Annotated in this window: 14 protein-coding genes; 1 reads left to right on the forward strand and 13 read right to left on the reverse strand. The window is 67.2% G+C overall.

Annotated features, from left to right (window positions below):
* Positions 1-2: 2 nt before the first annotated feature.
* From ACREBX_RS00585 to fliE, 7 genes are read right to left on the reverse strand one after another with little or no spacing between them, the layout of a single operon-like run.
* The gene (locus ACREBX_RS00585; protein WP_431559806.1) at positions 3-1,205 is read right to left on the reverse strand and encodes a flagellar hook-length control protein FliK; all 1,203 of its coding nucleotides are present in this window, start codon (positions 1,203-1,205) and stop codon (positions 3-5) included.
* Positions 1,202-1,648: a hypothetical protein gene (locus ACREBX_RS00590; protein ID WP_192647629.1), complete on the reverse strand. Its 447-nt coding sequence runs from the start codon at positions 1,646-1,648 to the stop codon at positions 1,202-1,204. Before ACREBX_RS00590 ends, ACREBX_RS00585 begins: the two co-directional genes overlap by 4 nt.
* Positions 1,645-2,976 (reverse strand): FliI/YscN family ATPase, encoded by a 1,332-nt coding sequence (locus ACREBX_RS00595; RefSeq protein ID WP_431559807.1) that lies wholly within the window; start codon positions 2,974-2,976, stop codon positions 1,645-1,647. Before ACREBX_RS00595 ends, ACREBX_RS00590 begins: the two co-directional genes overlap by 4 nt.
* The gene (locus ACREBX_RS00600; protein WP_431559808.1) at positions 2,973-3,575 is read right to left on the reverse strand and encodes a FliH/SctL family protein; all 603 of its coding nucleotides are present in this window, start codon (positions 3,573-3,575) and stop codon (positions 2,973-2,975) included. The genes ACREBX_RS00595 and ACREBX_RS00600 overlap by 4 nt, the downstream gene beginning before the upstream one ends.
* Positions 3,568-4,599: a flagellar motor switch protein FliG gene (gene fliG / locus ACREBX_RS00605; RefSeq protein ID WP_431559809.1), complete on the reverse strand. Its 1,032-nt coding sequence runs from the start codon at positions 4,597-4,599 to the stop codon at positions 3,568-3,570. The genes ACREBX_RS00600 and fliG overlap by 8 nt, the downstream gene beginning before the upstream one ends.
* Positions 4,592-6,247: a flagellar basal-body MS-ring/collar protein FliF gene (fliF, locus tag ACREBX_RS00610; RefSeq protein WP_431559810.1), complete on the reverse strand. Its 1,656-nt coding sequence runs from the start codon at positions 6,245-6,247 to the stop codon at positions 4,592-4,594. The genes fliG and fliF overlap by 8 nt, the downstream gene beginning before the upstream one ends.
* A gap of 3 nt (positions 6,248-6,250) precedes the next feature.
* Positions 6,251-6,595: a flagellar hook-basal body complex protein FliE gene (gene fliE, locus ACREBX_RS00615; protein WP_431559811.1), complete on the reverse strand. Its 345-nt coding sequence runs from the start codon at positions 6,593-6,595 to the stop codon at positions 6,251-6,253.
* 245 nt (positions 6,596-6,840) lie between these two features.
* Between fliE and ACREBX_RS00620 the strand changes: the two genes are divergently transcribed.
* Positions 6,841-7,671, forward strand: a complete 831-nt coding sequence (locus ACREBX_RS00620; RefSeq protein WP_431559812.1) for a flagellin — start codon at positions 6,841-6,843, stop codon at positions 7,669-7,671.
* A 166-nt stretch (positions 7,672-7,837) separates the two neighbouring features.
* Here the strand turns inward: ACREBX_RS00620 and ACREBX_RS00625 are convergent, their stop codons facing one another.
* The 6 genes from ACREBX_RS00625 to ACREBX_RS00650 all read right to left on the reverse strand — a co-directional run bounded on the left by ACREBX_RS00625 (position 7,838) and on the right by ACREBX_RS00650 (position 19,319).
* Positions 7,838-11,134, reverse strand: a complete 3,297-nt coding sequence (locus tag ACREBX_RS00625; protein ID WP_431559813.1) for an error-prone DNA polymerase — start codon at positions 11,132-11,134, stop codon at positions 7,838-7,840.
* Positions 11,131-12,675: a Y-family DNA polymerase gene (locus ACREBX_RS00630; protein ID WP_431559814.1), complete on the reverse strand. Its 1,545-nt coding sequence runs from the start codon at positions 12,673-12,675 to the stop codon at positions 11,131-11,133. The genes ACREBX_RS00625 and ACREBX_RS00630 overlap by 4 nt, the downstream gene beginning before the upstream one ends.
* A complete protein-coding gene (locus tag ACREBX_RS00635) occupies positions 12,578-13,369 on the reverse strand; it encodes an ImuA family protein (RefSeq protein ID WP_431559815.1) in 792 nt (263 codons plus the stop codon). The genes ACREBX_RS00630 and ACREBX_RS00635 overlap by 98 nt, the downstream gene beginning before the upstream one ends.
* A gap of 122 nt (positions 13,370-13,491) precedes the next feature.
* The gene (locus tag ACREBX_RS00640; protein ID WP_431559816.1) at positions 13,492-14,907 is read right to left on the reverse strand and encodes an efflux transporter outer membrane subunit; all 1,416 of its coding nucleotides are present in this window, start codon (positions 14,905-14,907) and stop codon (positions 13,492-13,494) included.
* Entirely contained in the window at positions 14,904-18,116 is a 3,213-nt protein-coding gene (locus ACREBX_RS00645) for an efflux RND transporter permease subunit (RefSeq protein ID WP_431559817.1), read from the reverse strand. The genes ACREBX_RS00640 and ACREBX_RS00645 overlap by 4 nt, the downstream gene beginning before the upstream one ends.
* Positions 18,117-18,122: 6 nt before the next feature.
* Complete coding sequence (locus ACREBX_RS00650) at positions 18,123-19,319, reverse strand: efflux RND transporter periplasmic adaptor subunit (protein WP_431559818.1); 1,197 nt, start codon at positions 19,317-19,319, stop codon at positions 18,123-18,125.
* Positions 19,320-19,440: the final 121 nt, after the last annotated feature.

Genomic DNA, 19,440 nt, shown 5'->3' on the forward strand with positions numbered 1-19,440 from the left:
GGTCAGGCGAAGCGGCCGCGGCGGTCGGCGGCGCGGTCTTCGTCGCGCGGCTCGGCGCGTTCGGTGGCGGTTTCGATGAGATGCGACGGATCGGGCGCGGCGGTGCGGCCCTGACCCTGGCCTTGGCTCTGCGACTGGCGTCCGGCCTCACCCGGCGTGCAGGTTACTTCGGCGCCGGCGACGCGCACGCCCTGCTGGCGGAGGTCCTCGACCAGACGGCCCTGCGCGGCGGTAACGATCGTCGCGGTCGCTTCGTGATGCGTATCCATCTTCAGCGACATGCCTTCGTCGCCCATCTGCATCGCGACGTCGAGGCGGCCGAGGTGGCGCGGCATCAGGCGAAAGCTGATGTCGCCGCTGTCCGATTTGGTCGCGGCGATGTCGCGCGCGAGCTGGTCGATCCACGCGCCGTCGCTGTCCATGTCGAGCACGCGTTCGGCGAGCGGCACCGGGGCGGCGGCATCGGCGAGCATCGCCGCGCCCTGTGTGGCGGGTTGCGCAAAGAGGATCGTCATCGACGGGGCGGCTTCGACGGGCTTGGCCGACTGTGGTTCGATGCCAGCGAAGATCGGCATCGGCATCGCGGCATCGCGCGCGCGGGCAGCGACGGGAGCCGCTGGCGCGCTGTTGTCGGCTGGAGCCGCAGCGGCTTCGACCGGTTTGGCGGGCTTCGCCGCGGCCGGAACGATCACGGCGACGACCGCCGCCAAGTCGGCGGCCGGGACGGTTGGCGCTGCCGTGGCGGTTTCGCTTGTCTCCGCACCCCCGGTTTCGGCGTCGCTTCCGGTTTCGGCGGGCACTGGCTTGCCGGTCGCCGGCGCGTTGCCGGGGACAGCGCCGTTCAGCGCGATCAGCAGGTTCGCGGCGAGCACCGCGGCGGCGGCTTCGATGGGCTCCGCCTTCACGACCGGGGCTTTGACGGCCGCATCGGTTTCGACGGGCAGGGCATCGGCGGTCGGCGTGATGGCTGGGGCGGGCAGCGCCTGTTCGATCTTGATCGTCGTCGCGGCAGCAGCTGCAACCGGCGCGGCAGCCACCGGCGCGGCAGCCACCGGCGCGGCGGCCACTGGCGCGGCGGCGAGCAGCTGGTCGAAGCTCGAGCCTTCGCCGCCATCGACCGAGAGCTGGCCGATGTTGGCAAGGAAGGTCGCGAAGCCCGCGGGCATCGCGACCTGCGCCGTGGGGAGGGAGGGCGCGCTCATCATGACGCGCCGCCTTCGATCAGGCGCAGGCGCATGCCGGCGCGCGGGCGGTGCGGGCGGTTGGCGTCTTCGCGGCGTTCCTGTTCGACTTCGGCCGACTTGCGGCTGCGTTCGTACAGGCGGACCGCCGATTCTTCCTTGACCATCGCGCTCTGCGCCAGCGCGCCCATCTGGTCGCGGCGCTGGCTGGCGTTGCTCAGCGGTGCGGTCAGGCTTTCCTGCGCGATGTCGAGCCGCATCGCGAGCTCGCCGATCGAGTTGAGCGCGCGGCCGGCGACGGCGCCCTTGGCCATCGCCAGGTCGACGCGCAGCGTTTCGAGCCGCTTCGCCAGTTCGACGAGGTTCGCGAGTTCGCCATTGGCGCGTGCCAGATTGGCTTCCGCCATCTGATGTTCGACGGAGCGCACGCGGATGATGCGTTTGCGGCGTGCGGTGCGGGCGTTCATGCGGAATATCCTTCAATCAGGGTTTGGCGGGAATTTTGAAAATCGACCTGCGCCTTGGCGGGCTGAGACACGAAGGCGATCTGGTCGGCGTGGCGCGCGATGGCGGTGTCGAGCACCGGATCGGCGCCGGCGACGTACGCGCCCATCAGCATCAGATCGCGATTCTCTTCATAGACCGACCAGAGCTGGCGGAAGCGCGCGGCGGCGGCGGCATGCTCGGGATCGACCGAATCGACCATCGTGCGCGACAGCGACCGCGCGACGTCGATCGCGGGATAGACGCCCTGTTCGGCGAGCTGGCGCGACAGGATGATATGGCCGTCGACGATCGCGCGCGCGCTGTCGACGACGGGATCGTCGATGTCGCCGCCATCGGCGAGCACGGTGTAAAGCGCGGTGATCGAGCCGCCGGTCAGGCGGTCGATGCCGGCGCGTTCGCACAGCGAAGGAATGAGCGCGAAGACCGAAGGCGGATAGCCCTTCATCGTCGGCGGTTCGCCCAGCGTCAGCCCGATCTCGCGCTGTGCATGCGCGACGCGGGTCAGGCTGTCGATCAACAGCAATACCTTCTTGCCCTCGGCGCGAAAGGCTTCGGCGATCGCGGTGGCGCGCATCGCGGCGCGCAGGCGAAGCAGCGGCGGATGGTCGGCGGGAACCGCGACGACGACCGACTTCTTGCGCACTTCGGGGGGCAGCTTGGTTTCGACGAAATCGCTGACCTCGCGGCTGCGCTCGCCGATCAGGCCGACGACGATGACGTCGCATTCGGTGCCCGCGATCATCTGACCCATCAGCACCGATTTGCCGACGCCCGAACCCGCGATAATCGCGACGCGCTGGCCTTCGCCGACGGTGAGCAGGCCGTTGATTGCGCGAACGCCCATGTTGAGCGGGCGGGTGACGCGGCCGCGGCGCAGCGGATTGACCTTGCGGCCGGCGAGCGGCCACTGGAATTGCGACTTGATCGCCGGGCGGCCGTCGAGCGGGTTGCCCTGCGCGTCCATGATGCGGCCGAGCAACGTCTTGCCGACCGCGACCATCGAGCTGGCACCATGCGGCTCGACCGGCGCGCCGGTGACGAGCGGCATGTTGGTGTCGAAGGGCAGGACAAGGCTGCGGTGACCGCGAAAGCCGACGACTTCGCCATAGACATAATCATTGTTCGCCGAACGGATGCGGACATTGCTGCCGAGCGGCTGCGGGAAACCCGACACTTCGAGCATGATGCCCTCGTGCGAAACAAGCGTGCCGATGCGGCGCGGCGATGCGTTCGTCAGGTCGACGGGGTCGAGCAGCTGCTGCGCGCTCATGGCAAGGCGGCGCGTCATGCGGCCTCTCCGGTGCCCAGCGCGGTGCGCAGTTCGTCGAGATAGACGGCGCGGCCATGTTCGATCCAGCCGGTCGATGTTTCGAGGCGGACGGTGCCGCGCACCATCGCAGGATCGCTCTCGATCGCCAGCGTCAGCGGGGAATCGGCGAGCAGCACGGCATCGTCGGGATGGACCCACAAGGTGCGCGCCTTGTCGGCGTCGGCGACCATCGCGGCGGCGGTTTCGGCCTGCGCCTGCAGCCATGCGGCGTCGATCGGCGCGGCGGCGACGATCTGGCGCACCAGCCGTTCGACGGTCTCGGCGATCAGCTGCGCGAGTTCTTCGCTCGGCTCGTCCTGCAACGCTTCGGAACCGGCGAGCAGTGCGAGCAGCTGGTGACGCTCGGCGACGAAGGCGGCTTCGGCGAGGCGTTGGCCTTCGGCGAGGCCGAGCGCGAACGGATCGTCAAGGTCCAGGTCGTCGAGGCTTTCCTGCTCGGTCGCCTGCGCCGCGTAGGTCGCGGGCGCGAAGGACATCGGGCGAAAGCCGCTGCTGCGCGCCATCGCGTCTGCGAGGGTGACGGGCGAAAAGCCTGCTTCGGTGGCGCGATCAGACATAGTCGTCGCCGCCGCCTGCGATCATGATTTCGCCGGCTGCCGCCATCTGGCGGACGGTCTGCATCACGCTCTTTTGCGCATCGTCGACGTCGGCGCGCTTGACCATCGTCATTTCGGCCATTTCGTCACGGATCGTTTCCGCTGCGCGCTGCGACATCGTGGCGAGGCACATGTCGACCATCTCGTCGTCGGCACCCTTGAGCGCGATCGCGAGCTGGGCGGCGTCGACCGAGCGCAGCACGCTGCTGAGGCTCTTCTTGTCGAGGTCGCGCAGATTTTCGAAGATGAACATTTCTTCTTCGATCGTCTGGGCGAGCACGCGGTCGTGCTTCTTCAGCGACCGGAGCGTGCGTTCCGAAAGCTGCTTCGGCATTTTCTTCATGATCTTGGCGACGTCGCTGGGGCCGCCGATCGCCTGCTTGGCGACGCGCTGGCCATCGACATTGGCGCTCGCGAGCACCGCTTCGAGATCCTCGATCGCCGCGGCGGGGACCGAGGTCAGCATCGCGGCGCGCAGCACCAGATCGGCCTGCAGTACTTCGTCGAGCGTTTCGATCGCGCGCGCGGCGACATCGGGGACAAGCACCGAGAGGATCAGCGCGCCGACCTGCGGATGCTCGTTGGCGAGCAGCCCGCTGATTGCGTCGACGTCCATCCAGCGCAGCATTTCGAGCGACGCGGCGCTCCGCTGCGGCGCGACGGCGGCGAGGATATTGTCGGCGCGGACGTTGCCGACGGCTTCGTTGATCACGGTGCGGATGCGCGTATCGGCGCCGATCGCGAGCGCGCTGACGTCGCGGCTTCGCGTCACGAAGCGGTCGAGCGCCTGCCCGATCTGCTGCTCGCTGGCATTGGCGGTGTCGAACATCGCTTTCGCCAGCTGGCGGACTTCTTCGGGGCCGAGCTGTTTCAGGATCGTTGCGGCTTCGCTTTCGTCGAGCAGCATCAGCAGGATCGCGGCGGCGGCCGATCCTTCAATCGCGGGCATGGTGGGCGCGTTGCCCAATTCAGCAACCTCAGGCACGGGCGCCCTCCTGCATCAGATGGCGGACGACGAGTGCGGCGCGGGCCGAGTCCTGACGGACGAAGGCGCGGACGAGGTTGGCTCGCGCTTCATAGCTCGGCGCCTGCTCGATCATCTCGAGGGTGATTTCGCGGCCGCCCTGACCGCTGGCGAGCGCCGGGCGGTCGGTGGCGGCGAGCAGCGACGCTTCGAGTTCCTGATTCTGTGCGATGCGTTTGGCGGCGCGCTCCTTCGCGGCGCGGATCATCGGGCGGCCGATGAACAGGAAGGCGAGCAGCGCGGCGAGGATCGCGCCGACCTGCTTGACCAGCGGCAGGAACCAGCCCTGGTCATAAAAGGCGGGCGGGCTGTCTTCGACCTGCACGAACGGACGCTGGTTGATCGCGACCAGGTCGCCGCGCGTTGCGTCATAGCCGATCGCGCCCTTCACCAGATTGTCGATCTTGGTGAGATCGGCCTGCGTCAGTGCCTTCTTGCCCTGGTTCAATGCGACGGCGACCGAGACGCGGCGCAGCTTGCCTTGCGGCGAGTGCGTCACCGAAATCTCGCGGCCGACTTCATAGGCGCGCGCGGCATTTTCATTGCTCTCGGTTCCGGGCGCCGGGGGCGCGCCGGGTGGGACCGTTTGCGGACCGGTCGCGGTGATGGTGGTTGCCTGCGGCGGCTGGTTCGACAGCGCGCCGGGGATACCGACCGCGGGGGCGTTCGTGCCGCTGGTCGAGCGGGTGATCTGTTCGCTGGTGAGCGCGCGGTCGTTTTCGGGGAAGCTTTCGCGCGTCGCCTGGCTTTCGGACATGTCGACGTCGGCATGGACCTCGACGGAATAGTTGCCGGCGCCGAGCATCGGGCCGAGCAAGGTGTCGAGCGCGCGGCGGAAGCGGTCTTCGACCTGCACCTGCAGCTGGAACGCCTTCATGTCGCTGCCCGATGCGGTGTCGGACAGCAGCGCGCCGCGCTGGTCGATCACCGACACCTGATCGGCGTTCATCCCGGGGATCGACGAGGCGACGAGGAAACGGATCGCCTGCACCTGACCGTCACTGAGCGAGCGGCCGTTTTGCAGCGTCAGCATCACCGATGCGGTGGCGGGTTTGTCTTCGCGGACGAACAGGCTGGGTTCGGCGGCGGCGACATGGACGCGCGCGCTCTTGACCGCGTCGATCGTCTCGATCGTGCGCGACAGGTCGGCCTCGCGCGCCGAGCGCAAAGCTTCGCCTTCGATCGCGCGGCTCGACCCCATGGGCAGCGCCGCGATCAGGCTGTCGCCGCTCGGCGCCGCCTTGGGCAGGCCCTGCCCGGCGAGCGCGATGCGCGCCTGATGGAGCTTGTCGGCGTCGACCGTCAGCGCGCCGGTGGTCGGGTCGATGCTGTGCGCGATGCCCTGCGTCTGCAGCGCGTCGGCGACCGCCGCCTTGTCGGTGTCGTCGAGCCCGGCGAACAGCTGCGCCTGCGGGGCCGTCTGCATCGTGAAATAGGCGAGCGCGGCGATGCCGATCGCCGACGTCATTGCGATTGCGGGCAGCGCGCGCTGGACGGCGGGCTGGCGCATGAACTGGGTCAACGGTGCGAGCCGGCCGCTCAGGACGGGGGCGGGGAGGCGGTTCGCGTTACCGTCGTCAACGGGGGTAAGGATCTGGGTCTCGGCCATGGATTACACCGGCATGTTCATGATGTCGCGGTACGCGGACAGCAGCTTGTTGCGGACTTGCAGGGTGGTTTCGAAGCCGAGCGAGGCTTTCTGGCGCTCGATCATCACGCTGACGATGTCGTGCGTGTCGCCGCGTTCATAGGCTTCGGTGATCTGGCTCGCCTTCGACTGCTGCGCGTTGACCTGTTGCAGCGCGTTGTTGATCGCGGCGCCGAAATCGGGGGTTCCTCCTGCGCCGCCTTCGGCCCCGCCGATACCGCCGCGGCCCGCGGCGCGCTGCAACGCCTGGTTCTGATTGAGGATCGAACTGCGCATCTGCAGCAGCCGGCTCGGGTCAATCGTGCTCATTGCTTTCCATCCGTCCTGATGGCGGCGATGTGCCGCACGCAAAGAACAATGCAAAGCGCGTGCCAAAAAGATTAATGGCTTGTTTTCAGTTCATTGGCCCGAATTGTTTCGGGCTCTCAGGCCATTTCGGCATTTTTTTGACAGGCGGGCTTAAGCGCCGCCGCCGCCCGCCGTTACTGCTTTCGTGACCGCTCCTCGAGCCCTCACATCACGGGAATGGCCATCGAGGCCGGAAAGGAACAAAGATGACTGTCATCAACACCAATGTGAGCGCGCTTCGCGCCCAGAACAACTCGCGCGTTGCCAACCAAATGCAGTCGAAGGCGATGGAACGCCTGTCGAGCGGCAAGCGCATCAACAGCGCCAAGGACGACGCGGCTGGCCTCGCCATTGCGACCCGCATGAACGCTGCGTCGCGCGGCTTCACCCAGGCGATCCGCAATGCCAACGACGGTATTTCGCTGGCCCAGACCGCCGACAGCGCCGCCGGCAGCATCTCGGACATCCTCATCCGTATGCGCGACCTGTCGATGCAGGCATCGACCGGCACGCTCAGCGATCCCGATCGCGTGCTGGTGCAGAAGGAAGTCACCGCGCTGGTCGCGCAGATCGGCGACGTCGTCGGTCAGACCACGTTCAATGGCAACGCCCTGCTGGATGGCAGCGCCGCAACCGGTTTCAATATCCAGACCGGCATCAACGCTACCGAGGTCGTGAACATCACCATCGCGAACCTCGGCACGGCCGGCACGGCTCTTACCGGCGTCGGTGCAATCACCGTCGCTACGGAGGCCGGGGCCACGGCTGCGCTGGCAGTGCTTGACACGGCGATCGATAATGTCGCCAGCGAACGCGCCAATCTCGGTGCGCAGCAGAACCGCCTGACCTCGGCTGTCGATAATTTGACGTCGCGCGTCACCAATCTGGACGAAGCGAAGTCGCGCATCGAAGACGCCGATTTCTCGGTCGAATCGACGAACCTCGCCGCCGCCGGCATCCTGGCACAGGCATCGACCGCGATGCTCGCCCAGGCGAACCAGAGCTCGCAGGGCGTGATGAACCTGCTCCGCGGCTAAACTTCGCGAACAAATTTCAGGCTATATTCGGTTGGTCCCTTAGATAGCCTGATCCGATGCCCCGGCCCCCACAGCCGGGGCATCATCTTTTTGCGAAGGCGCGTCGCCTCGCGCGGTGGGGGAGCGGGCCGGTGGCGCTTCCGGCGTTAGCCGGAAAACATGCCGCTCAATGAAAATCCCGCGACTTGGGCAGGATGCGGACGTCGCGTGGGTGGCCATGCTTTGCCGCATAGCCGCGCGGTAGCTGCGGATGCCTGACCTCGTCGGCCCGGCAGACGTCGGGGTCGAAGCGCCGGTCGCTCCCCAGCGTATCGAGCATCGCGGTCCGGTCGACGATCCGCGTCGCCATCAGGTGGATCACGCCTTCCTTGCTCCGCTGCACCTCGCCCTCGGCGAGCATCAGCCGCGACGCCATGACGGCGCGGCGATAGCGTTCGAAATGGCGCGCCCACAGCAGGATGTTGACGATCCCGCCCTCATCCTCGAGCGTGATGAAGATCGCATTGCCCTTGCCGGGGCGCTGGCGGATCAGCACGACGCCCGCGGTCCGGACGATCGAGCCGTTCTTCGCTGCTGCGACCTCTGCCGCACCCAGCACGCCTTCGCGCGCGAAATCGCCCCGCAGGAATGCCATCGGATGGCCTTTCAGCGACAGCCGCGTCGTCTGATAATCGGTGAGCACATGTTCGACCATCGGCGTCGGTGGCAGCTGCGCATCCTCCTCGGCGCCGAGCTCGTTCGCCTCGGCCGCGCCGAACAGCGGCAGCACACCCTGCCGGACGCGCCGTGCATCCCATAACGCCGGCCGCCGTTCGAGCCCCATCGAACGGCACGCATCGGCCTCGGCGAGCAGGCGCAGCGCGCGCGACGGCAGGTTTGCTCGGCGCGCCAGTTCTTCGACCGAGGCGAAGGGGGTGGTTCGCGCATCGACAATCTCTTTCGCCCATTCCTCGCGAAACCCGTCGACCTGCCTGAAACCGAGCCTGAGCGCGAGGCTACCGTCGTCGCGCCGTTCGAGGCTATTGTCCCAAAAGCTGTCGTTCACATCGACCTCGCGCACCTCGACCCCATGCTCGCGCGCATCGCGAACGAGCTGCGCGGGGGCGTAGAAACCCATCGGCTGCGAATTGAGGATCCCGCAGGCGAAAACCGCGGGATGGTGGCATTTCAGCCAAGAGGACACATAGACGAGCTTGGCGAAAGACTGGGCATGGCTTTCGGGAAAGCCATAGCTGCCGAAGCCCTCGATCTGTTTGAAGCAGCGCGCGGCGAAGTCGGGTTCATAGCCGCGGCGAACCATGCCGCCGATCATCTTCTCCTTATATTGGTGGATCGTCCCGGCATTGCGAAAGGTCGCCATTGCACGGCGCAGACCATTGGCTTCATCAGGGGTGAATTCAGCGGCAACAATGGCGAGTTTCATCGCCTGTTCCTGGAATAGCGGGACGCCGCATGTCCTGCGAAGCAGATTGTAAAGTTCCTTGGGATCGTGCGGCGGCGCAGGAGAAGGATAGTCCACCGCTTCCTCGCCAGCACGACGCTTCAGATATGGGTGAACCATGTCCCCTTCGATCGGGCCCGGCCGAACGATCGCGACCTGAATGACAAGATCATAGAACTCACGCGGGCGCAGCCTCGGCAGCATGTTGATCTGCGCACGGCTCTCGACCTGGAAAACCCCGATGCTATCCCCCTCGCACAGCATGTCATAGACAGCCTTGTCTTCTTCCGGGAGCGATTTGAGATCGTGATCGCCCAGATCGTGCAGCCGCATCAGATCGAAACATTTACGGATGCAGGTCAGCATCCCGAGCGCGAGCACATCGACTTTCATCAAGGCGAGTTCGTCGATGTCGTCCTTGTCCCATTCGATGAAGGTGCGGTCTTCCATCGCGGCATTGTGGATGGGCACCGTCTCGTCGAGGCGGTCCTCGGTGAGCACATAACCACCGACATGCTGCGACAGATGGCGCGGGAAAGTGAGCAGCTGCGCGACGATCCATTGCAGCCGCGCAATATCGTCCAGCCGGGGGTCGAGGCCCGCTTCGATGAAGCGCTCGATGGGCATCTCGCTGCCCCAGCTGCCCCAGGTCGTGTCGGCTAGCCGCTGTGTTATGTCCTCGCTGAGCCCAAGCGCCTTTCCGACCTCGCGCACCGCGCTGCGCGGACGATAATGAATCACCGTCGCGGCAATGCCCGCGCGCCGCCGCGTGTAGCGGCGATAGACATATTGCATCACCTCCTCGCGCCGTTCGTGCTCGAAATCGACGTCGATGTCGGGTGGCTCGCGCCGCTCTTCGGACAGGAAGCGCGTGAAGAGCAGATTGTTCGCGATGGGATCGATCGAAGTGATCTCGAGCAGATAGCAGACGAGCGAATTCGCTGCCGAACCGCGCCCTTGGCAAAGGATGGGCGGGTCGCGTGTGCGTGCATGATTCACAATGTCGTGGACAGTCAGGAAGTAGCAGGCGAAGTTGCATTTGCGGATGAGGGAGAGCTCCTCCTTCAGCACTGCCTGCCAACGGTCGGGTAATCCGCCGGGATGAAGCTTGTTCGCGGCTTCCATCACTATATGTTCAAGCCAGCTTTGGGGCTCCCAGCCTTCGGGGACCGGCTCGTGTGGATATTCATACTCCAGGTCTCGCAGCGAAAAACCGATGCGATCGAGGATCTTTGTGCTTTCGTCGACCGCTTCGGGACAGGTACGGAAAAGGCGCCGCATTTCCTGCGGCGATTTCAGATGGCGCTCGCCATTGGCGCACAGCAGGCGGCCGGCATCGTTGAGATTGCTGCCCTCGCGAATGCAGGTGATGACATCGTGCAGCGGCCGCTGCTTGCGTGTGGCGTAAAGCGCGTCGTTCGTCGCCAGCATCGGAATGCTGACACGATCTGCCAAGGCGCTTAGCCGGGAGAGGCGGCGGCGATCGCTGCCGCCTCTTGGCATCGTCGCACCCAGCCATAGCGAGCCCGGTGCGACCTCGGCCAGGCGGTGCAGGATCGGTTCATCCTTTTCGGTCGCCATCGCGATCAGGGCCATATCCTCGCAATGGATCAGCAGATTCTGGAGCTTCATCACGCAATCGCCCTTTGTGGTGCGTCGATTGCCGATGGTCAGCATCCGCGTCAGTCGGCCCCACCCATGTCGCGTGGTCGGATAGGCGATGATGTCAGGCGTGCCGTCGTCGAAGACCAGCCGGGCACCGACGACGAGCTTTAGCGGAGGTAGCTCGATCCCTTCCTCTGCAGCATCTTCGCGTAGCTTCCGCAGTCCGGTCAGCGCCCGCACCACCCCTGCAACGCTGTTGCGGTCGGCGATGCCGATGCCGGTCATGCCGAGGTTGATCGCCTCTGCTACCATTTCATGGGGATGCGATGCGCCGCGCAGGAAGCTGTAGTTGGTCGCGGTGACCAGTTCGGCGAAGCCGGGCTCGGCTGGCGTTTCGAGGGAGGGCGTGTCGCTCATGCGAAGACTCCGTGGATATACCAGCGCGGGTCGGGCTTTTCGTCATAGAGGCCGTGGCGAAAGAGCCAGAAGCGGCGGCCTTGCGCATCTTCGACGCGGTAATAATCGCGCGTCAGCCCGCCATTGTCGCGGCGGCGCCACCATTCGGCGGCGATGCGTTCGGGGCCTTCGTAACGGCGGATCGCGTGCGTCGCGCGGCGCCAGCGGAAATGGTGTGGTGGGCCGTCGGGGACCTCGGCGATCACCTCGATCGGCTGCGGCGGGTCGAAAAGGTGGAAGGGGCGCGTCGGCGGCTCGCCCGGTTCGGGCGCCTGCCAGGGCAAAGGCACCGGCGCGTCGATCGCGGGCAGTTCGAGCTGCGCCTGCTCGGGGATATGCGTATCGGCGGGGCGGAGCCGCCGAACCCGGCCGCGGCCGAGGCGCGTCGTCAGCCGGTCGGCGAGCTCGTCCATCGCTGCGCCCTCGTTCGCAGCGCGGACCGCGCCGCCCTCGAGATTCAATTGCGTCGCGCCGAGCGCTTCGAGCCGCGGCACGGCAAGGCGGATCATGTCGAAGCCGAAACCGGGGTCGAGCGGGTCGGCGAGGCTGTCCATGCGTTCGGCGAACAGGCGCATGGCGAGGCCCACGTCGCGCGTCGGGTGCCCGGTTTCGATCGCGATGCTGCGCGCGAGGCCATCGCTGCGAAAGAAGGTGGCGCGGAAATGGCGCCCGCCCTTGCCGCGTTTGCCAAGCTCCTCGATCGCTTCGCCCACGAGTTCGGCGAGTATCTTGGTTGCGTGCGCCGTGCTGCCGAGCGGCTCGGCGAAGCGGCGTTCGGTGACGACGGGCGGCGGGGCGATGCGCGGGTCGAGCGGGCTGGGGGCATCGCCGAGCAGGCGGCGCAGCGCCATTGCGGCGTCGGCGCCGAAGCGTGCGGCGATATTCGCCATCGGGCGGCTCGCGAGGTCGCCGATCGTCTTCAATCCCGCGCGGACGAGCGCGGTCGTCGCTTCGGCTTCGAGTTCGAGCGCCGCGACGGGCAGGCGGCGGATCGCCTGCGCCTCGTCGGGGGCGGGGCGCGTCTGGTAGCGCGCGAGTGCACGCGCAGCGTTTGCGGTGGGGCCGAGCGCGTGGCGCAAGGTCATGCCGAGCCGCGCCAGGCGCATTTCGACATCGCTCACGAGATCCGCCTCGCCGCCGTACAGATGTTCGGCGCCCGCGATATCGAGGATCAGCCCGTCGGGCGCGTCGAGCGCGACAAGCGGAGAGTAGCGCGCGCAGCCCTGCGCGAGCCGGTCGAGCCAGTCCTGATCGAGGACCGGATCGTGCGGGACGACGGCGAGTTCGCCAATCTGCGCGCGCGCATCGGCGAGCGGCATGCCGACGCGCAGCCCGACCGCCTCCGCACCGACGCTCGCAATCCGCATCGCGCCGCGTTGCTTCTCGGCGAGGACGAGCGGGGCGTCAGGCGGCCGCGGCGCCGTGCGAAGCCATCGCTCGGCGGGCAGGAAGGGGAAGAAGAGCGCCAGATAGCGCCGAGTCCCCGAAGCTTTTTTCGTCATGGTTCCAGTCCAGGCGCCAGCGGGCGGGCGCAGAGCCGCCGCGCCAGCGCAGCAATTCGAGGTCGAAGGCGGGCGCGCCGGGGGCGTTCGCTTCGAGGGCGTGCGAGGCGGCGGCGGCGACACTCCAGCGCGTCTCGGCGACGCTCGGCGCCGGCGCGGCGTTGAGCCGGAGCATCAGCAGCGTGGTGCCCGCATCGCGCGCGCCGAGCGCGAGGCGCCGCCCCGCAGTGAGGTCGAGCAAGGGGAATTTCCCCCAGCTTTCGACGATCACCGCCGCCGATCCCGCAGAGCGGATCGCATCGTTGGCGCAGGCGAGCAGCATCTTGGGATCGGCGGTCTCGACGAGCAGCAGCCGGTCGGGGTCGCCGCCGAGCTCGGCAATCCCGGGTGCATAGATATGGCCGGTGCGCTTGCCGGCATCGTTCGTGCGGAGCCAGATCAGCGGCGCCTTGCCCGGCGTACGCAGCGCGATGAGCGCGGCAAAGGCGGCGGCGCTCGTCGCGTCGAGCGCATCGGCGGCGAAAAATTCATGGGTGCGCCCGACTGCGAGGCCGCCGCCGATCGCGGCGTCGAAGCGCGCGTGCCCGCTCGCCAGCCAGCCGTCGGCCCGGCGGCTTTCGAAACCGCCATTGGCGGTCAGCCGGGCGATGCGTTTGCGCAGCCCGGCGAGTATGGGAGACGACTCGCACATCATTTGTTCCTGATATGTTCTATTAGCGCGCGAGCGGGGGCGATTGTCAAGATGAGTCGGAGAATGCCCTTTCCGTCATGCCAGGCTTGATCCGGCATCCCCGGATCGAATCCGGGGTGACGAAGCTATTGGGGTGCAGGTGTGGTCGAACCCGCGCTGCTGTCGCCGCCCAGCGTACGGAACAGCGCGATTCGCGTCTGGGCGAGCAGCAATTGCGTCCCGACCTCGCTCCGGCGCGCCGAATAGAGGCTGCGCTGCGCGTCGAGGCTGGAGAGGAAGCTGTCGACGCCGCCCTTGTAGCGCGCGTCGGCGAGCGTCGCCGTGTCGGCGGCGGCTTCGCTGTTCGCCGCCGCCGCGCGGACGCGCTCCGAAATCGTGCCCTGCACCGCGAGCGCGTCGGCGACCTCGCGGAACGCGGTCTGGATCGCGCCCTCATAGCCCGCGAGCGCCGCGTCGCGCTGCGCCTCGCTGACCGCCACCCCGGCGCGGCGGCCGCCGGCGTCGAAGATCGTCGCGGTGGCATCGCCGCCCGCCGACCAGTTGAACGACCCGCTGTCGAACAGGCTGCCGAGCGCATTGCTCGCAAAGCCGAGCAACCCGGTGAGCGAAATCGACGGGAACAGCTGCGCGCGCGCGACGCCGATGTCGGCATTGGCGGCGCGCAGGCCATATTCGGCCTCGATCACATCGGGACGGCGCAGCAGGATTTCCGAACTGACCCCGGCGGGAAGCGAGACGATCGCGGGCGTCACTTCGGTCAGGTTCGCGGGCAGCAGCGCGCGGTCGACATCGCCGCCGACGAGCAGGCGGATGAGATTCTCGTCCTGCGCGAGCGCAGTCCTTTGCTGCGCGATCGAATCCTCGGCGGTCGCGAGGATCTGTTCGGCTTGGCGGAGATCGGTGCGCGGCGCGACGCCGCCGTCGAGCCGCGCCTTGGTCAGCCGCACGCTTTCGCGCGCATTGGCGGCGGTGTCCTCGGCGATTTTCAACAGGTCGCGGTCGGCGCCATAGGTTGTCCACGCGTCGGCAAGATTGGCGATCAGCGCGAGGCGCACGGTACGCGACGCCGCCTCGGTGCCGAGCGCGCGATTGCGGTCGGCCTCGGTCGCGTTGGCGAGCTTGCCGAACAGGTCGAGTTCGAACGCGGTGATGCCGCCGCGCAGCGAGAAATCGCCGCTGCCTCCCCCGCTACCGATGCTGCCGCTATCCGAATAGCCCGCGCCGGCGCTGATCCCGAGCTCGGGAAATTGCCCCGACCGCGTGACGCGCACCTGCGCGCGCGCCGCGGCAACATTGGCGTAGGCGACACGCAGGTCGCGATTGTTCGCGAGCGCCTGATCGGTCAGCGTCTGCAGCCGCGGATCGGTGAATACGCTTTTGTAGGAGAGGAGCGGCAATGCCGCCTCGCTCTGCAACAGATAGGCGTCGCCGGCGGGCCAGCTTTGCGGCACCGGCGCCGCCGGCAGCACCGTTTTCGGCGCGAGCGAGCAGCCGGCGAGTGCGAGCGTGCTCGCCATCAGCAGGGCGCGGGCGCCGATCATGCCGGCACCTCCGCCGCGCCTTCATCCGTGCCCCCATCCTTGTTCTTGCCGAACCGTGCGCGCGCCGCCGCGAGGCCATCGCGCACGCCGCGGCGGACGAGGACGAAGAAGAGCGGGATGAAGAAGATCGCGAGGAAGGCGGCGGTGAGCATACCGCCGATCACCGAAGTGCCGATCGCGACGCGGCTGTTCGCGCCGGCGCCGGTCGCAATCGCGAGCGGCAGCACGCCGAAGATGAAGGCAAAGCTCGTCATCAGGATCGGGCGCAGGCGGATGCGCGCCGCGGCGATCGCCGCCTCGATCACGCGCTTGCCCTTGCGCTCTTCCTGCTCGGCGAACTCGATCATCAGGATCGCGTTCTTCGCCGCGAGCCCCATCGTCGTGAGCAGGCCGATCTGGAGATAGACATCGTTTTCGAGCCCGCGCAGATTGACGGCAAAGATCGCGCCGATCAGCCCGAGCGGAATGACGAGCAGCACCGCGAGCGGGATCGACCAGCTTTCGTAAAGCGCCGCGAGGCAGAGGAAGACGACGAGCAAGGACAGGCCATAGAGCAAAGGCGCCTGCCCCGAAGAGAGGCGCTCCTGATAGGACGACCCCGACCAGGCGACGCTGGTGCCAGGGATTTCGCCCGCCATCCGCTCCATCTCGTCCATCGCCTCGCCCGAACTGGTGCCCGGCGAGGGCTGGCCCGAAATCTCGAACGCGGGCACGCCCTGGAAGCGCGAGCTGCTGCTCGGCGTCGTCGACCAGCCGGTCTTGGCGAAGGCGGAGAAAGGCGACATTTCGCCGTCGGCGGACCGGACATACCATTGGCCCAGATCTTCGGGGCGCGCGCGATAGGGGGCGTCGCCCTGGACATAGACGCGCTTGACGCGGCCCTTGTCGATGAAGTCGTTGACGTAGCGGCCGCCCCACGCGGTCGCGAGGGTCGAATTCACATCGGCATTGTCGATGCCATATGCCGTCAGCCGCTGCGTATCGACGTCGATCTTCAGCGTCGCGACGTCGGGCAGATCGGACAGGCGCACCGAGGTCAGCTTGGGATTCGCATTCGCCGCCGCGAGCAATTTTTCGCGCGCTTCGGCGAATTCGGCGCGGCTCATCCCGCTCCGGTTCTGGAACTGCATCGTGAAGCCCGACGAATCGCCGAGCCCGCGCACCGCGCCGGGGACGAGCGCGAAAATCTGGGCATCGCGAAGGCCGCTCAGCGCCTTGCGCGCGCGTTCGGCGATCGCATCGGCGGTATTTTCCGTGCCCGGCCGGTCGTCCCAATGGGTGAGGTTGACGAAGCCCTGCCCGGTGTTCTGGCCCGCCGCCGCACCGCCGCCGCCGCCCGCGATCAGGAACAGCGCCTGCACATTGGCCTTTTCCGCGGTCATCATATATTTTTCGATTTCATCGCGCACTTCGAGCGTGCGCGCCTGCGTCGCGCCCGCGGGCAGGCGGAACTGGACCGAAACGCGCCCCTGATCCTCGTTGGGCAGGAAGCCGCTCGGCAGGCGCAGGAAGAGGAGGACCAGCGCGACGAGCAGCACGGCATAGATGCCGAGGAACAACCATTTGCGGTCGACGACCTTGGTGACGCTGCCGACATAGCGGTCGACCGAACGGTCGAAACGCGTGTTGAAGCCGTTCTTGGCGCGTTCGAGGAAGGCGCGGGCGCGCGGGAAGCGCCCGCCCTTTGAGGGGGCGCCGCCATGGCTCTTCGGCTTGAGCAGCGTCGAGGTCAGCGCGGGGCTGAGGATCAGCGCGACGAGCACCGAAAGCGCCATCGCCGACACGATAGTGACCGAGAATTGGCGATAGATGACGCCGGTCGATCCGCCGAAAAAGGCCATCGGCAGGAACACCGCCGACAGCACGAGCGCGATCGCGATCAGCGCGACCTGCAGCTCCTTCATCGACTGGATCGTCGCGTCGCGCGCCGACATGCCGGGATTTTCTTCCATCAATCGCTCGACATTCTCGACCACGACGATCGCGTCGTCGACGAGCAGCCCGATCGCGAGCGTCAGCCCGAACAGGGTGAGCGTGTTGATGCTGAACCCCAGCATATAGAAGATGGCGAAGGTGCCGAGCAGGACGACGGGCACCGCGATCGCGGGGATCAGCACCGCGCGCCAGCTCTGCAGGAAGACGAACATCACGAGGATGACGAGCAAAATCGCTTCGAACAGCGACTTCTGCACTTCGCTCACCGACAGTTTGATGAAGGCGGTCGCGTCATTGGCGTAGCTGTAGGTGAGCCCGTCGGGGAAATCGGCGGCGAGTTCCACCATGCGTGCCTTGACCCGGTCGGCGGTTTCGAGCGCGTCCGACCCCGGCGACAGCGAAATCGACATGCCCGCGCCCGGATGGCCGTTGATCCGGCTGACGACGGCATAGCTTTCGGCGCCGATCTCGACGCGCGCGACATCCTTGATGCGCACCGTCGATCCGTCGGGCAGCGTCTTCAATACGATATTCTCGAACTCCGGGACCGTCTGCATGCGCGACTGCGCGGTGACCGTCGCGTTGAGCATCTGCCCCTGCGGCGCGGGCAGGCCGCCGACGTCGCCCGCCGCGACCTCGCTGTTCTGCGCAGTGATCGCCGAAATCACGTCGCTCGGCATCAACGATACCGCGGCGAGCCGCTGGGGATTGAGCCAGATGCGCATCGCGTGCGGCGCGCCGAAGATATTGACCTCGCCGACCCCTTCGACGCGCGACAGCGGGTCCTGGATGTTCGACGCCATATAGTCGGACACGTCCTGGTTCACGCGCGTGTTCGTCTCGTCATAAACGCCGACGAGCAGCAGTGTGTCCGAGTTCGACTTGGTGACGCGCACGCCCTGCTGCTGTACCTGCTGCGGCAGGCGCGAGACGGCCGATGCGATCTTGTTCTGGACCTGCACCTGCGCGATGTCGGGGTCGGTGCCTTTTTCGAAGATCGCGGTGATACTCGCCTGTCCGCGCGAGCTCGATTGCGAGCTGAAATAGAGCAGGCCGTCGATCCCGGTCAGCTGCTGTTCGAGCACCTGCGTGACGCTGTTCTCGATCGTCTCGGCCGACGCGCCGGGGTAAGTCGCACGGATATTGACCTGCGCCGGGGCGATGTCGGGATATTGCTCGATCGGCAGCGAAAAGAGCGCGCCCGCGCCGCCGAGCATGACGATGATCGCCAGCACCCAGGCGAAGATCGGCCGGTCGATGAAAAGGCGCGACATAAGAGGTTATTTGCCCTTCGCTTGGGCGTCGCCGCCGCCCTGGGCCGTCCCCTTGGGCGCCCCGACGCGCTGCGCGCTGCTCGCGGGCACGGCGCGGATCGGCGCGCCCTGCCGCAGATTGCCGATGCCCTGCGTGATTACGCGCTCGCCGGGTTTCAGCCCGTCGGTGACGACCCAATTGGCGCCCGAGGTGCGGTCGGCGACGATCTTGCGCCGCGCCGCCTTGTTGTCCTTGCCGACGAGGTAGACGAAGGCCGACCCGTCGAAATCGCGCTGCACCGCGGCCTGCGGCAGCAGGATCGCCGTCGGGTTCACCGCCTGATCGAACAACGCGGTCACGAACATGCCGGGCAGCAGGATCCCCTTGGGATTGGGGAAGCGCGCGCGCAGCGTGACGGTGCCCGTCGCCTCGCTCACCGTGATGTCGGAAAACTGGACCGTACCGGCGAAAGCATAGGCGCTGCCATCCTCCATGCGCAGGCGCACCGAGGTGCTGCCCGCAGTGACACCGCCGCTTTCGATCGCCTGGCGCAGCGTGGTGAGCTCGGCGCTCGACTGCTGCATGTCGACATACATCGGGTCGGTCTGCTGGATCACCGCGAGCGGGCTCGCCTGGCTTGCGCTGACGAGCGCGCCGGGGGTCGCGAGGCTGCGGCCGATGCGGCCGCTGATCGGCGCGGTGATCGTCGCATAGCGCAAGTTGATCCGCGCGGTTTCGAGCGCGGCGTTGTTTTGCGCGATCGCGGCGCGCGCCATCCGCGCCTGCGCGAGCGCGTCGGTGTAATCCTGCTCGGCGACCGCCTGCATCTTCGCAAGCGGTTCGAGCCGCCGCGCGCGCTCCTCGGCCGCCTGCGCGCTCGCGCGGGCGCTCGCGACGTTCGCGGCGGCCTGGTCGACACCGGCCTGATAGAGGCTCGCGTCGATCTGATAGAGCGGCTGGCCGGCACGCACAAAGCCGCCTTCGGTGAACAGGCGACGGCGGATCAGGCCGTTCACCTGCGGGCGCACTTCGCTCGTCTCGAACGCGACGGTGCGCCCGCCGAGCGACGAGGTGACGGGCACCGGCTCGACCTTGACGGCGACATAGCCGACCTCGAGCGCGCCGCGGCCGTTTTTGCTGTCATCCTGACCCGAGCAGGCGCCGAGCGACAGAGCCGCGGCACACAGCACTCCGGTCAGCGACAGCGACCTTTTGTCCAGCATAGTTGGTTGTTCTCGTATCGGTTCGCCGGGAGGCGGGGAGGTTGCGCCCTTTCAACCCATTGGATTGCCCCATGCAAGCGCAATGCTGGAGATGCGACAAATTACGACAATTTTTCTACCG

Source organism: Sphingopyxis sp. (assembly GCF_050725655.1).
In the GTDB taxonomy this organism is placed as follows: domain Bacteria; phylum Pseudomonadota; class Alphaproteobacteria; order Sphingomonadales; family Sphingomonadaceae; genus Sphingopyxis.